The 15,463-nt window shown below is 41.5% G+C and carries 11 protein-coding genes, 1 tRNA gene, 1 other RNA gene and 1 pseudogene; 9 read left to right on the forward strand and 5 right to left on the reverse strand.

The annotated features are described in order from the left end of the window. Positions 1-23 precede the first annotated feature (23 nt). The 3 genes from WKT01_RS02455 to WKT01_RS02465 all read left to right on the forward strand — a co-directional run bounded on the left by WKT01_RS02455 (position 24) and on the right by WKT01_RS02465 (position 5,313). Positions 24-1,178: an MFS transporter gene (locus WKT01_RS02455; protein ID WP_117973855.1), complete on the forward strand. Its 1,155-nt coding sequence runs from the start codon at positions 24-26 to the stop codon at positions 1,176-1,178. A gap of 142 nt (positions 1,179-1,320) precedes the next feature. Beyond that, on the forward strand, positions 1,321-3,309 hold the full coding sequence (locus tag WKT01_RS02460; protein WP_340311391.1) for a sigma-54 interaction domain-containing protein: 1,989 nt from the start codon (positions 1,321-1,323) through the stop codon (positions 3,307-3,309). A 12-nt stretch (positions 3,310-3,321) separates the two neighbouring features. Continuing rightward, positions 3,322-5,313: an FAD-dependent oxidoreductase gene (locus tag WKT01_RS02465; protein ID WP_117973859.1), complete on the forward strand. Its 1,992-nt coding sequence runs from the start codon at positions 3,322-3,324 to the stop codon at positions 5,311-5,313. 148 nt (positions 5,314-5,461) lie between these two features. On the opposite strand, the gene WKT01_RS02470 is transcribed toward WKT01_RS02465, so the two are convergent. Further along, entirely contained in the window at positions 5,462-6,304 is an 843-nt protein-coding gene (locus WKT01_RS02470) for a helix-turn-helix domain-containing protein (RefSeq protein WP_340311392.1), read from the reverse strand. A 639-nt stretch (positions 6,305-6,943) separates the two neighbouring features. Continuing rightward, positions 6,944-8,093 (reverse strand): annotated as a pseudogene (locus tag WKT01_RS02475) (transposase). 172 nt (positions 8,094-8,265) lie between these two features. On the opposite strand from WKT01_RS02475, the gene WKT01_RS02480 reads away from it, so the two are divergent. Continuing rightward, positions 8,266-9,288 (forward strand): Gfo/Idh/MocA family protein, encoded by a 1,023-nt coding sequence (locus tag WKT01_RS02480; protein WP_340311393.1) that lies wholly within the window; start codon positions 8,266-8,268, stop codon positions 9,286-9,288. Here the strand turns inward: WKT01_RS02480 and WKT01_RS02485 are convergent. From WKT01_RS02485 to WKT01_RS02495, 3 genes are read right to left on the reverse strand one after another with little or no spacing between them, the layout of a single operon-like run. Continuing rightward, complete coding sequence (locus tag WKT01_RS02485; RefSeq protein WP_117973867.1) at positions 9,278-10,204, reverse strand: cation transporter; 927 nt, start codon at positions 10,202-10,204, stop codon at positions 9,278-9,280. The two genes, WKT01_RS02480 and WKT01_RS02485, sit on opposite strands and share 11 nt — an antisense overlap. 45 nt (positions 10,205-10,249) lie before the next feature. After that, positions 10,250-11,488, reverse strand: coding sequence for an MFS transporter (locus WKT01_RS02490; RefSeq protein WP_117973868.1), 1,239 nt, complete (start codon positions 11,486-11,488; stop codon positions 10,250-10,252). Between the two features lie 35 nt (positions 11,489-11,523). Beyond that, positions 11,524-12,345: a zinc dependent phospholipase C family protein gene (locus tag WKT01_RS02495; RefSeq protein ID WP_117973870.1), complete on the reverse strand. Its 822-nt coding sequence runs from the start codon at positions 12,343-12,345 to the stop codon at positions 11,524-11,526. A gap of 198 nt (positions 12,346-12,543) precedes the next feature. Between WKT01_RS02495 and ssrA the strand changes: the two genes are divergently transcribed. From ssrA to WKT01_RS02520, 5 genes are all read left to right on the forward strand, one after another. Then, positions 12,544-12,888: a transfer-messenger RNA gene (ssrA, locus tag WKT01_RS02500) on the forward strand. A 2-nt stretch (positions 12,889-12,890) separates the two neighbouring features. Further along, positions 12,891-12,963: transfer RNA gene (locus tag WKT01_RS02505), tRNA-Ala, on the forward strand. 111 nt (positions 12,964-13,074) lie between these two features. Continuing rightward, on the forward strand, positions 13,075-13,524 hold the full coding sequence (locus WKT01_RS02510) for a GNAT family N-acetyltransferase (protein ID WP_117973872.1): 450 nt from the start codon (positions 13,075-13,077) through the stop codon (positions 13,522-13,524). Between the two features lie 188 nt (positions 13,525-13,712). Next, positions 13,713-14,384, forward strand: coding sequence for a YjjG family noncanonical pyrimidine nucleotidase (locus WKT01_RS02515; RefSeq protein ID WP_270395578.1), 672 nt, complete (start codon positions 13,713-13,715; stop codon positions 14,382-14,384). Between the two features lie 111 nt (positions 14,385-14,495). Further along, complete coding sequence (locus tag WKT01_RS02520; RefSeq protein ID WP_117973876.1) at positions 14,496-15,323, forward strand: hypothetical protein; 828 nt, start codon at positions 14,496-14,498, stop codon at positions 15,321-15,323. Positions 15,324-15,463: the final 140 nt, after the last annotated feature.

The raw sequence follows: 15,463 nt of genomic DNA on the forward strand, positions 1-15,463 counted from the left end.
CGCCTAAATTAAAATGGTGATATATGAAAAACAGATTATGGAATAAAAAATATATCTGCTTGATCATTGTAAATACATTTTCCAGCTTTAGTTTCTATATGATTACGACAATACTGACAACATATCTTGTGGGGATCGGCAGTGCTGTCTCACTGGGAGGCGTAATTGTCGGACTTTTTTCTGTTACATCATTGATCGTAAGACCTTTCACCGGCTATATAGCAGACAATTATAATAAAAAGTTTCTCCTGATAGCAGGGTTGTTAGTCACAGCTCTGGGAATCCTTGGATATGTCAGTACACAAAATTTGATGATACTTACGGTATTCCGAGTCATACATGGTGTGGCGTTTGCACTGCTAAGTACGGCGATTGTCGCTATGGCAAGCATGTATATTCCTCAAACACGTTTCAGTGAAGGAATCGGCTATCTTGGATTGGGGCAGATCATAGCTTCTGCAATAGGACCTGGGATAGGAGTCAGCGTCATGAATCAATTCGGAATCCGCTATTCTTTTTTTATTTCCGCAGCTTTTGCGGCAGGAGGAATATTGCCATTACTGCTGTTCCCAAATGGACATACGGGAAAACGGGAAAAATTCTCTTTGAAATTCAGTAATATTTTCTGCAGAGAGGCATTAAATAACGCCTGTATCAGCGGCATCTATTCGTTTGGAAATGGAGTGATTTCCTCCTTCCTTGTCCTGTTTGCGCTTACAAAGGGAATCCATAATGTCAGCATTTATTTCACTGTATGCGCTGTGTTTTTATTTGCAGTCAGACCATTTACAGGAAAAATCGTAGATAAAATTCCGGTGAGCTATATTGTATATCCAGGGTTGTGTATGTCAGTGCTTTCTATGGTTATCCTCGCCAATGCGGACCATATGGCAGGCATCATTTTATCAGCTGTGATCCGCTCCATTGCACAGGGGGCAGTGCAGCCGGTACTGCAGGCAGAATGTATCCAAAAAGCAGGTATTGAGAAAAGTGGAGTTGCTACCAGTACGTATTATCTGGGCGGTGATATAGGTCAAGGATTAGGACCTATGCTCGGCGGTGTTATTGCGGGAACGTTTGGTTATCAGGCAAATTTCTATTTTTGTGCATTGCTTTTTATAGCAGGGGCATTTATATTTTATATAGGAAGGCGGGGAGAAAAAACACATGGAAAATAAATTGAAGATTAAAGCAGGTAAACCAGATTATACGGGGCTGCTATGGCATCTAGGACGGCAAGATATTATGGGGCAGATTTGCCGGGGATCTGCCATCTGATCAGAGATTTGCTGAAAAGGCAATGCAGTAGGAGGATAACAAGTGTTTCATATATATTTTTTAAATCTATTCAATGATACAATGATCACGCAGACGAGAAATCTAGAAAAAGTGATTGATTTTAAGATGCATGTCGGATATTGGAATGTCAGTGAGAAGGAAATGGATAATCAGATCCGCTGGGCAGAACGAGAAAAAATGGATGCCATCGTATGTGAATGGGAAGATTATGATAAGATCATGCAGCACAGACCAATGATGCCTGTGTATCCGGTGCGGAATACGGCATTTGATACTTGTCTGATCTTATATCTGTTAAAAAAGCATTTGCAAGAGGTTGGTCTGTCACACTACCGAAAAGTGATCTTGGGCACTTATCTGCCAATCAATGTCAGTATAGATATTTTAGAAGAAATGTATGGTTTCGAACTCTTAAATCCTCCGTGGGCTGATGAACTGAACCAGAGTTATTTTGATGCATATGCAAGAGAGGGGTACCAGGTAGTAGTATGTGCACCTGCACATCATGAAAAAATCCGAAAGAGCGGCATGTATCCATTTTTTGATGACAGCGTGGCAAAGTATATTGATTTTTCACAGGATATCAAACAGGCAATACAGCAAGTTGCTATGGGGAACCAACTTCAGCGGACGTTGGATGAACTGAGAAATATGCTGAACTATTCGTTTGAAGCAATCTGTATTCTGGATAATGACGGACGTGTCACAAATTATAATAAAAAAATGGCAGATGTTTTTCCTGCTGATGACAGCAGAGAGTATGCGAGCCGCTATTTCTATGAATTAGTGCCGGCAGTAACAAAAGCAGAGATAGATGAGATACTGAAGAAAGGAAAATCTTACTACAGCAGGATCGTTGACGTGAAAAATCTTGTGGGTATGCTAAATATCACCCCAAACTATGCAGGAGAGGATATTGATGGGGCTGTAGTACATTTTACGACGATACAGCAGATTGAGCGGATGGAGACACAAGTCAACAGCGAGATCTATCAGAAAGGCCACTATGCTAAATATAGATTTGAAGATATATTGGGAAAATCCGAAAGTATTACAAAGACAAAAAAATTAGCAGAGAGGTTTTCGAAATATCAGTCGAATATCCTTTTATATGGAGAGAGTGGATGCGGAAAAGAACTTTTTGCCCAAAGCATTCATAATTCCAGTCTGCGTTCGGAGCAGCCGTTTGTTGCGCTTAATTGTGGTTCACTTCCGACAAATCTGTTGGAAAGTGAATTGTTCGGATATGTGGAGGGGGCCTTTACAGGCGCCTCCAAAAAAGGTAAAAAGGGATTGTTTGAGATTGCAAATAAAGGGACGATCTTTCTGGATGAGATTTCGGAAATTGATGCACAGGGACAGACAAGACTGCTGCGGGTATTGGAAGAAAGGACAGTAATGCGTGTCGGAGACGATAAAGTAATTCCGATAGACGTACGGGTGATCGCAGCTTCCAATAAAAATTTGTTGAGGCTGGTAAAAGAAGGTAGGTTCCGTGAGGATCTGTATTATCGTCTGAATGTACTCACATTGAACATTCCGCCTTTACGAAAGAGAGAAAATGATATTATACTGCTGGCAGAAAATTTTATAAAAAAGTATGGTACGAGATATAACAAATATATCCTATTAAGCACGGAGGCAGAGCAGGAAATGCTGTGTTATCCTTGGCGTGGAAATGTCAGACAGCTCAGGAACTTCTGCGAACGTCTGGTCATCGTGGCAGATGATATCAATATTACGGGGGCAGAAATCAGAGAACAGTTAAATGCGGTAGAAATGACCTCTTTTGATGAAAAAGACGGCGTAAAAACAGAAGAAAGCAATAGATTCGAGACAGAAACCTATGAAAGTATAGAAAAAGTAGATAACCTTGCCATGGCAGAAAAAATCAGTATTATGAATGCTTTAAAAAAGACGGCAGGCAACAGAGAAAAGACAGCGGCGCTTCTGGGAATCAGTAAGTCTACGCTGTGGAGGAAGATGAAGGAATATAAACTGAATGAATAGAGGAGACAGAAGATGAAATATAAAAATTTGTTTACCCCGATATCCATCGGAAAACTGAAATTAAAGAATAGATTTGCTCTCGCTCCGATGGGACCGCTGGGTCTTTCAGATGCAGAAGGGGGATTCAATCAGCGAGGAATAGATTATTATACAGAAAGGGCAAAAGGAGGAACCGGTCTGATCATTACCGGAGTGACATTTTCAGATGGTGAGGTAGAGACGCAAAGTATGCCCAATTGCCCTAATTCTACATATAATCCGGTTCACTTTATCCGGACGAGCAAAGAAATGACAGAGCGGGTGCATGCATATGGAAGCAAAATGTTTCTAATGATGTCTGCAGGTTTCGGGCGTGTGACAATTCCAACAAATCTGGGAGAGTTCCCTCCGGTCGCACCATCTGCAATTCCGCATCGTTGGCTGGAAAAGACATGCAGACCGCTTACAAAAGAAGAAATCAAAAGTATTGTCAAGTCCTTTGGTGAGGGGGCGTATAACGCAAAAAGAGGCGGATTTGACGGAGTGGCGATCCATGCTGTCCATGAGGGATATCTCTTGGATCAGTTTGCCATCTCTATGTTCAATCAGCGAGAAGATGAGTATGGTGGATCTCTGGAAAACAGACTGCGGTTTGCCAGGGAGATCGTAGAGGAAATCAAACAAAGATGCGGAGCAGATTTCCCTGTGATACTGCGTTTCAGCGTAAAGAGTATGATCAAGGATTGGAGAGAAGGCGCTCTTCCGGGAGAAGAATTTGAGGAAAAAGGAAGAGATACAGAGGAAGGAATACAGGCAGCAAAGCTGCTTGTGGAATATGGATATGACGCATTGGATGTAGATGTGGGAACTTACGATGCATGGTGGTGGAACCATCCGCCGATGTATCAGGAAAAGGGATTATTCCGTCAGTACTGTAGAATGGTAAAAGAAGTCGTAGATGTTCCCGTATTGTGTGCAGGACGAATGGATGATCCGGATATGGCATCGCAAGCCGTACAAAATGGTGACTGTGATATTATAAGTCTTGGGCGTCCCCTGCTTGCCGATCCAGATTATGTTAATAAATTACGCTCCGGAAGACAAGAAGAAATCCGACCTTGTATTTCCTGTCAAGAAGGATGCATGGGAAGGATCCAGGAATATTCTATGATCAACTGTGCAGTAAATCCGCAGGCGGCACGAGAGCGTGTTACTGCTTATGAGCCTGTTCTGAACAGTAAAAAAGTGTTGATCGTAGGCGGCGGAGTAGCCGGCTGCGAAGCGGCAAGAGTGCTGGCGATCCGTGGACACAGACCCTATCTTGTGGAAAAGAAAGAACGTCTTGGCGGCAATCTGATCCCCGGTGGAAGACCGGATTTCAAGGAAGATGATATCAGATTGGCAGACTGGTATACACACGAGTTGAAACGGCTGGACGTTCCGGTAGAGCTTGGCAGAGAAATGACAAAAGAGGACGTTTTAAAGGCTGGATATGATGCGGTCATTATTGCGACAGGATCTGTGCCGAAGAAACTTTCTTTTGGGGATGAAGCGCATACTGTTACTGCGGCGGAAGTGCTGAATAATGAGAAAGAATGTGGAGAGAAAGTTGTTGTGGTCGGCGGAGGTTTGGTAGGCTGTGAAACAGCTCTGTGGCTTGCAGAACAGGGAAAACAAGTCACAATTCTGGAAGCGATGGATCAAATCCTTGCTGTGAACGGACCACTGTGTCATGCAAATAAAGAAATGTTGGAACGGCTGGTTCCCTATCGTGGAGTGCAGGTCATCACAAAGGCGAGAGTGCAGGGGTTTAAAGATGGCATTGTAAACGTTGAGATAGATGGAAGAATAGAGAACTATGCATGCGATACGGTGATCTTGTCCATTGGATATAAAGAAGATGACAGCCTGTATCATGATCTGGAGTTTGATGTCCCGGAGATTTACCTGCTGGGAGATTCTAAACAGGTATCGAACATTATGTATGCAATATGGGATGCCTTTGAAGTTGCAAACCATATTTAAAAAGATATATGTGTCTGCAAGGGAGAGTGGTGTGCAAATATCACTTTCCCAAATTATTTGTGGCTGCAGAATGCCAAGGGCCGGAATATCCGAAACCTTGGCAGCTGCTTATACTTCAAAAATAAAGCTTTGCGTATTTGGGGTAATTTTATAGATTTTCTTTCATATATTCCTGATAGTAGGTGACTACAAAACAGGATAATAACAATTTGAATTGGATACTGCCATCCTCCAAAGGAAGATTGATGATGGAATGGATCTTGTGCAATTTATTGAATACTGTATTACGGTGCATATAAAGAGTGTTGGCAGTTTCTGATACATTTCGTCCGCACAGAAGATAAGAAAACAGTGTTTTAAGAAGATCTGTATTATGTGTTTTGTCATAACGGTACAATTCGATGACTGCAGGCGAAACCAGGTAAATGATATCATGATGTTGATGGATACGGATAAATTCCTGGACACATAAGTCGATGATATAGTATGTACTGTATTCATCATATTGTACAATGTGGCTGAATTTTCGTTTCATTGGAAGCTGCCTGGCAAGGCGGAGTGCGCCCAGCGCAGTACGGTACAATGTTCCATACATGTCTGTATAGCGGCATGCATTGCTGATTCCGGCGGTCAGCTGGAACTGCTCTAATATGCGATCAAACTCTTCATATGAGAAGTCCAGGCAGGAGCCGGGGCGGCAGTGCTGTGAATATAGCAGGATGAGTCTGCCATTATAAGGAAATATATTTGTTTCGGGAAACAGACTCACAAGCGTCTGTATGAGTGCAGGCAGAAGCGCATTGGGTATTTTGGAAGTATCATCCTTTTCCAGAACGATACAGGAAACAAATTTTTTCAGCGTACAGGGAAATACAGAGAAATCTTGTGCGCTGCCTGACAGAAGGGCTTTCCAGATATTCTGATAAATCTTATATTTTCGGAAAGGAATCTGTTCTTCCAGCTGCGAGAGGAGATGCATATATTTGTTCATAAAGGTGTCCCAGGAAAGACGCAGAAAAAATAGAGAGCCTTGAAAATCTTTCAGAGACTTAGGATCCAGAAATCGACAGGCACATGAAGTGTCAAGTACGAAAAAACAGGATCTGCAGGGCTGAGCAGACAGGGATGGAAGAAGCGATGAATGGAATACTTCATACGTGCATACATATGCCTGGTGTTCCTGTATATCTGTAAAAGGGGTAAAGACAGACAGACCGTTTTCCATATCGATATGCTCATGCGGGGTTTGTTCTAAGATTAATGTGTCTTCAAATACCTTGTCTAGAGTTTTTTTATCCATAACAATTATTCCTCTTTCCTGATTAAATATATGAGATGCATTAGTTTTAGTGTAATGGATAGAAGGAGAAAGTCAAGATTTTACGGCCGAAAATAAGGAGAGTATTTTACAGAACATAGGTAATTGCGAAACAAGTCCGCAATCCTGATTGAAAACAGGCGAAGGCTCCTGTCATGCAGGAGTCTTGGGATAGGAAGTGAAAATCGTTCATTTCTTGGCACAACAAATAAACCTCATGGGCTTATGAAGTTGGTAAGTCCTATGCGATGAGTGGTTTTAAACTTCGTATATATTGATGCTGGTGAATTTTATCAGTAACCATGACAGTTATTAACTGAGAAATTCCTGCAAGCAACAAATCTGCATGTAGTGTTTTCTCATTTTGGGTTTTACGACCGGCAATACAGAAACTGTCTTTAAAATGGTTGATTGATTTTTCAACGTTTACACGGATTTTGTAGGTCTCATCCCATTCTACGGAACCACGTTCCACACCGGGATAGGCACGCAGATTCTTTTCGGGGTAAATGTAAATCATTCTTCCACAGGAAGATGTGGTACAGGGGTTCTCACAGTGGCAGACACGGCGTTTCGTTTTGGTTTCACGGTTGTATTCCCATTTCATTTTAGGACATACAAACTTCATGCTGGGAAGTTTGCTTCTCAGATGAGATTTACTCCCTTCCCGCTTCATTGGAAGTGTGGAATCATGCGGACAGCAAGGAACCCCATTTTCGTTGAAGGTGTAGCCATTTTCTTCCATTGATAGTTTTGTCCGGAGTGGAATAAATGCTTTTTCAAAGCCAAGACCATTAGTGACAATACCAAACTTATAGGCATAGCAGAAATGTCCGTTGATGTACATCTGTTGGATAGCTGGGTTAGCAGTAGCGTGTGCAGGCATTGAGCCGTAAGCAGCTTTGTAAGGATCAAAGTTTTTATCAAAGTTGTGAGCCTTTGCAAAGGCCTTTAACTGTTTTATGATACGGTTCGCGTATTTCGGATTATTTTCTGTCACCCATGCCTCAATTCCAGAAGTATCAAGGATACTCATGGAAGCAAGGTTAGAATCAATCCGTTGGCAGATCGGTTCAGTGATATCAACTAAGTGATCGAACATCGATTGTAAGTCCATAAGAAAGTCCTGTTTAAAGCGGGTAAATTTTGAGGCATCAGGAACAACACGGAAGCCACAGAAAACCTGTAGTTCCTGAGAATATTTTAAAAATATAATCAGAAGAGTATCCGTCGGGATTGAGAAAATGCGCTGAATAAGGAGAGCCTTAATCATAGGATAAAGTGGATGCTTGCGAGGTCTTCCTGTAGAAGCGTGAAAATGAGTAACAAAAGAAACAGGAACAATTTCATCAAGATTAATGGTTTGGTCAAGTAGAGAAAGAAACTGATATTTGTCATTATCGAATTTATTTTGGCAATCTTCAAAAACTTCTGCCAAAGTGAGCTGCTTATATGGTATCATATAGGTACATCTCCTTTCGGGTGGTTGGTTTATAGTTTCTAGGCAACTCTATTTTACCACAATCCGTTGAGGAGATGTTTTGTTTTATAAAAGTTAAAATGCCGTATTTATGCGGCTTGTGGCGTTTCGCAAACGCCTAATAGAATACAGAAAGAGAAAGGAGAATAACAGTATGAATATAGGAATCCTGGGAGCGGGACGTATCGCAGCGCAGATGGCAGATACGATTAACTGTATGGAAGGCATGAAAGCATATGCAATAGCATCCAGGCAGTTGGAAAAAGCAGTACGTTTTGCAAAAGAAAACCATGTGGAGAAGGCATATGGGACATATGAAGAAATGCTGAAAGATAAAGAGGTTGATCTTGTGTATATCGCTACGCCACATGCTCTCCACTTTGCTCATGGAAAGTTATGTGTAGAACAGCATAAGCCTTTTCTGTGCGAAAAGCCATTTGCTGTCAATGTCGCTCAGGCAGAAGAACTTATGAACTATGCCAAAAAAAATGGGATTTTCTGCACAGAGGCATTGTGGACCAGATATATGCCCTCCTGCAAAATGTTAAAGGAAATTATCCGCTCCGGTGAAATAGGAGAAGTTCTGTACTTAACAGCAAATCTGGGTTACGCGCTTCCACAGAAAGGACGCCTTGTACAGCCTGAACTGGCCGGCGGCGCCTTGCTGGATATGGGAGTGTATACACTGCATTTTGCAGCATCGGTACTGGAAGGCGAATGGAAAGAAATGACTTCGGTGTGCAAAAAGAGTGAAACAGGCGTAGATATACAGGATGCGATCATTACTGTGTCTGAGGATGGGAAAATGGCGATTTTGCATACAACAATGTTGGGCGATACCGAGCAGCAGGGAATCATTTACGGGACAAAAGGGTATATCATTGCACATCATATCAATAATATTCAAGAACTGGAAATTGTATATCATGGAAAAAAGGAAAGAACTAAAATCCCTATACCGGAACAAATTTCAGGATATGAGTATGAACTTTTGGCATGTAAGAGGGCTCTGGAGGGTAAGCAGATAGAATGTGAAGAACTGCCTCATCAAGAAACTGTCCGTGTCATAAGATGGATGGACCGGCTGCGAGAAGAGTGGGGAGTGCGGTACCCGTTTGAAAAGCAGGAGATAAACCACAATTGTAGCGCCTATGATCACGCAGTATCTATGTGCTGATAGTATTATGATTATCCAGTATGATCTCGCAGGCAGCATTGGGAAAATCTTCTGCCAGACGGGAACTTAAGCGCTCATTGGCTTCTTGGATATTTTTTACGGATACGGCATCCGCGGCAACGCGAAAATAGATGGAGATCCATAGCTGACGGCCAGTACGGGCAATATCATAGAAAACGGGAATAAAAGCATAGTCTTCTAAAATTTTGCCGGATATTTTTTTGATCGTGTCGACCGTCTGCTGATCCGGTGAAAAAAGAAATAATTCCCGGAAAGTTTCAATCAGCATTTTGATCGTCTCAGGAATCATAAACAGCATGATCAATATAGCAATGATCTGGTCAAAATAAGGAGAGAGAAAGGCAAAAGACGTCTGCTGCAGTTCCATGGCAATAAAAAAGGCGAAAGACATGCCAAGACTGTAAGCCACATCAAGTTTCCAACCTAGTATTTCTGCTTTTACCGTAGGGGAAGAAACTTTGCGGCTCATGAATTTCATTATGCATAAAATCAGAAAACTGACCATTCCCAGAATCAGCTGGAATAAAGAGACTTGCCCTTTGTTGATATGACTGCCGCCGGAAAATAATTTTTCAATGACACTTGTCAGCACACTGACAGTTACAGAAATCAGCATGATATTTTTGATCAAAATAAAAAAAGATTCCAGCTGAAAAAAGCCATATGGATGCTTTTCGGAAATAGGGCGATGAAATAAAGGGGTCAAAAATAAAAGCAAAATAATAAAGACAAGTTCAGAAGCATCATACAATGCATCCATCAGTGTGGATTGGGAATGGCTGTAGACCGCATAAATCAGCTCAACGATAACAAAACCGACTCCGGACAAAAAAGAGAGGAGCAGGATCCTTTTTTCTAATATTTCTTCTGAACTTTTCGGCGTATGATGCTTCATGAAGCACTTTCCTTTCTACTACAATATATTTATGGGTAATCTTATTTAACATTCATTTAATCTTGCGGCTTTTAAGAATAAAAGCAGGCCGAGCAAAAACATGACAGATAATGCGCTGACGCCGATATTGATACTCCCTGTGATCTGGCTCAAAAAAGAGACAAAAGCAGTACCGATAATGGAGGCGCCTTTCCCGCAGATGTCATAGATACCGAAATATTCTCCGGACTTTTCCGCAGGGATGATCTTAGCAAAATAGGAACGGGACAGAGCCTGTATCGTTCCCTGGAACAATCCTACTAAAACAGCAAGGATCCAGAAATCTAACTGTGTGTCGAGCCAGTAAGCATACACGGCGATGCCGAAGTATGCGCTGATACAGACGGCGATGATCTTAGCAGGCGAGACTTTTTTCACGAGTCTGCTGAAAAGTAAAACAGAAGGGAATGCAACGATCTGTGTCACGAGGAGCGCCAAAAGAAGACCATTGCTGTTCAATCCCAGGGCCTGTCCGTATGCGGTTGCCATGTCGATGACCGTATAAACTCCGTCGATATAAAAGAAAAATGCAAGCAGAAAAAGAAAAACACGTTTTTCTTTTACCAGTTCCTTAAAGGTATGACCCAGGCGCAAAAAGCTGTCTTTGATCACATGCCCTCCGGTCTGGACATAGTATTTCTGCCGATAGCATTTTAATAAAGGAAGGGAAGAACCTCCCCACCAGAGCGCTGTGATCAAAAAGGCGGTGATCATGGACTGCTGTGCGCCCAGCCCTATGTTGCCTCCGAATAGGATGAGAAGCAGACAGACAGCAAAAGGAATACAGCTGCCGATATATCCCCAGGCATAACCGTGGGAGGAGACACGATCCATTCGATCAGGTTCCGCTATATCGGGCAGCATTGCATCATAAAATACAAGACTCGAAGAATAGCCAGTCTTTGCCAGAATGAAGATCACGAGGAACCAGAACCAGGACGAAAGGAATCCCAGAAGAATACACCCGGCGATTCCAAGTCCCATAACAATTCCAAAGATCTTTTTCTTATAATTTTGTATATCTGCGACAGCGCCCAGCGTAGGGCCGATCAGTGCGACCAGCAGGGTGCTTATCGACACGGCATATCCCCAGTAAGCCAGATAGTCGACATCTGAAATGCCGGCGTTTCCGGCAAGGGTATTGAAGTAAATTGGGAAGATGGTGGATACCATCATTGTAAATGCAGAGTTCCCCACATCATAAAGAACCCAGTTTTTTTCTAGTTTGGTAAGTTTAAATTTCATACTCATTCCTCTCGTATGTGCAATAGTTTTGATTTCTACAGGGGAAGTGTTTCCCAGTTTTCTCCCGCCCCGAATGTCCTGTGAAAACGTTTGGGAAGTTCTTCATTTTGGAACAGTGTTTTTTGATAGTCGATGATTAGTCCTGCCGCCAAAGGAACTGCTCCGGAATACAGACGCCTAAGAAGCTGACAGTAGTCCTCGCAGGCAGGATTGGGCGTTTCACTCATGACCATGCCGTGCATAGCGTCGTATATTTTGGCAAGTTTCATTGCTCCAAAGAGAAGCTGCCGTTTCTTTGGATTGGGAGACAGCAGTACTTTATGATAAAAAATCATAGATTTTAGCGCCTTTTTTACTGTATCCGCAGAAAGTTCTTCAAAAAAGGGCGCAATGATCCCGGCATTTTGCGCTGTGGGATGAATGTGCCGGGTGGTGAGGTATTTTACAGGGTTGATATAGTCCTCGCACAGAAGCAGTCTGTCAAATTCCATCTCGATCTCGGCATGGCTGATCCCGCTTGTCTGTATCATTTTTTCGATGTAAGGATGACATTCGCTGTCCAGGGCAAAATGGCAGATAAAGCCATAGATGTAGGCTCTGGCAGCGGCAGGATCTGCAGACGCGTTGATTCTCTGTATGCCTTTTTTGAAAAATTCATCGGCCATTTTTTCATGCATCGCATAGCCTTGTGCATTCACAGGGGTCTTGATAAGCGCTTTGTGGTAAAATAGTATATCTGGTCCGTGCAGTCCGATATCGAAAAGTTCCCTGTGATTTTCGATAGCGCCTTGCAGAGGTCTGGGCAGAGCGCTGATTACTTCTTTTCCAAATCTATAATGTGTGTATGTTGTCGGCATAAAATCTCTCCTTTTGTAAGTTCTTTTTCACATCATAGGTATATATTATCACATAATCAGAGTAAAGAGAGTATTATGTTTGTGAAAAATGAAAGTAAAACCTTGACATTTTTGTTTTTCGTTTTATAGTATAGTATATGGTCTTAGTATTTTTTCAGTTGCGCATACTGAAAAAAGAGGCTGTATTTCATTGGACAAGGGCTTGTACTGGTTTCGACAGGGATCTTGAAGATGGAGAAGCTATCCGCAGGTTGATGCGTCAAATCACAAATTTAAAATTAAACGCTAACGATAATTACGAATTAGCTGCAGCCTAATTGCTGCATGTCAGCCTTAGAGCACTCACACTTTAAGGACCTGGCACCGACTATGTGAGAAACGATACCGGCAAAGCTTTGAGCCGGCAGGCGTATCATGAAGCTACCGAAACTGTAAGGATGTTAGTTTCCGTACAGCGGGGGGAATCTGAAAGAACTGACTATGATAGTAGAAGTACATGGGATAGGTTTTTGGACGCGGGTTCGATTCCCGCCAGGTCCATATAGGGGGTATTAGCGCAGTTGGGAGCGCGCAACATTCGCATTGTTGAGGCCACGGGTTCGAATCCCGTATACTCCATTATAAAAAGTTTTGTTAGCGATACTTGGTTTTCACAACCAGGTATCGCTTTTTTCTTCCTATGTTTTTGCAGAAATCTCAGTTTCATTTCATATATCGGAGGGGAAAGAAGTGGAAATCAGAAGATATCAGCAGTCAGACCGCGAGATTTTGGCAGAATTATTTTATCATACGGTCCATACCGTTAATGCAAAAGACTATACAAAAGAGCAGCTTGCTGTATGGGCAGACGGGAAAGTGGATCTGGAAAAATGGAATCAGTCACTTCGAGAACATTATAGTGTAGTGGCAGTTGATGAAGGGGTGATCGTCGGCTTTGGCGATATAGATCGGACAGGTTACCTTGATCGTTTATTTGTTCGTGCCGATTGTCAGGGGAAAGGGATCGCTACAGCCATCTGTGATCGATTAGAGCAGGAGATGCGGGGAAATATTACTGTGCATTCTTCTATAACGGCAAGACCTTTTTTCGAAAAGAGAGGATATAGAGTTATCAAAGAACAACAAGTAGAACGACAAGGAGTTTTTCTTACAAATTATATCATGATAAAGAAAGACTGACTTAAAGGGATTATGTTTATCCCATCTGTATTTATGTTTTATAACTTAAGTGCATGGAGTTGTGTAGTAGTATATGCAGGTATTGCGTTACTTGGCAATTTAATAGCATTGCCATTAAGAAAAAAGTAAATCCCAGTTTTGTAGAGAGTAGAGTCCACAGAAGATTTGGATTGCGGAGGGTGGAAAGAATGATTTCAACTATTTTAATGGATATAGATGATACACTTTTGGATTTTGATTTATGTGCAAAATGGGCAATGGATGAAGCTGCAAAGAAAATGAAATTAATACTGCCTCAAAATACATATGACCATTTCAAAAAAATCAATGCCTCACTTTGGAAGCAGATGGAGAAAAAAGAAATAACTTCGGATGAGATTTATTGTGTGAGATGGGAAAAGGTTTCTCTAGCGGTGGGAGTATCACTTGATGGTAAAGAGTTTGAGAAGCATTTCCTTGCTTATCTTTCTAAAAGTGCTATTCAAGTAGAGGGAGCTTTAGAGTTATTAGAGTATTTAAGTGGAAAATATAAAATATATGCAGCCAGCAACGGCCCGTTTGAACAGCAAGTACAAAGAATGAAATTAGCTGGAATGGATAACTATTTAAGCGGTTATTTTGTGTCAGAAAAAATAGGACATTCGAAGCCAACGAAAGAATTTTTTGCTGTGTGCTGTAAAGAAATATGTGCAGCGGACTTAAGTGAGATCATCATGATAGGGGATTCCTTATCCGCAGATATAAAAGGGGCTGACAATTACGGTATAAAAACATGTTGGTTTGATAAAGAATCAAAAGGTACAGAGAATCCAGCAGATTATACGGTAGATCATTTGTTGGAAATAAAAGCGTTTCTTTAAATATATTAAATCCCAGTAATACAAAGTGATGAATTTTCACTTTCCTGCAACAAAATGCTTTATCATTGACTCTTATTATTAAAAACTACTTTGAATTAGGAGGATTTGAATATGAAAATAAGAAAATGGATTGCGATAACATTAGCAGTTTTATCTGCATTCGCATTTACCGCTTGTGGAAATAACCAGAAAACCGGAGCAACAAAAGCAGAAACGGAAACTTCAGAAAAACCAATCACAGAAGCACCTGTCGGAGTGTTTATTACGTATGGAGAAGACGGTGCTTATGCCTTCGTAGATGTGGAGACAAACTCTGTTTTTACTGCGGAACTTCCATTGGATCATATGAAAGACAAAGAAGGAAATGTACTAAAGTTTGAAGATCTAAAAGATGGAGATCAACTTCAGTTTAATGGAAATCTTATGATGACAGCAAGTATTCCGCCAATGTATTCTGGAATTTCAGATGTCGTTCGTTTAGAAGAAGGAACGGTCGATTTGGCAGAAAAGTATTACCCGCTGATCGAAGAGACAATGGGCATCGAAGTAGATCCATCTAGGATTCCAACTTGTACTATTGAAAGCTCTCAGTCCTTTGGTGACGTAGCAGCTGCTATTTACGAGACATCTTATGATTGGTCTTTTGAAACAGAAAACGGTGCTGTACAACATGATGTCGTAAATGAAACGGAAGATTCTGTGAATACCGTATTTGAGATGGAAGGCAGCAGTACGGAGGGAGTAATCTCATTTTTTCCCAATCCTGCAAAAGCAGAGCTTTTCCTTTATACTACCGATGGAGTACAAGAAGTAGAACTTATACAGTCCGGTTCGAAGTATGCTGTAACATTAGAAGCCGAACATACTTATGAAATTCGGGGGAAATGGGAAAATGGATCCGTAACCTACAAATTTGATACAAAAACAATAAAAGAATAAAGTGTATATCCTATAAAAGTGTATACCTAAAACGGAGGCCTTTTTGGTTCGTATCCCATCCTGGATACAAATAAAAATCCTCCGTTTTTCTGTTATACTGTATGGCTTTTATTTTTGTTCTGTAGATGTTTTATTTCTAA

Source organism: Mediterraneibacter sp. ICN-202921 (assembly GCF_037890075.1).
Classification (GTDB): domain Bacteria; phylum Bacillota; class Clostridia; order Lachnospirales; family Lachnospiraceae; genus Mediterraneibacter; species Mediterraneibacter massiliensis.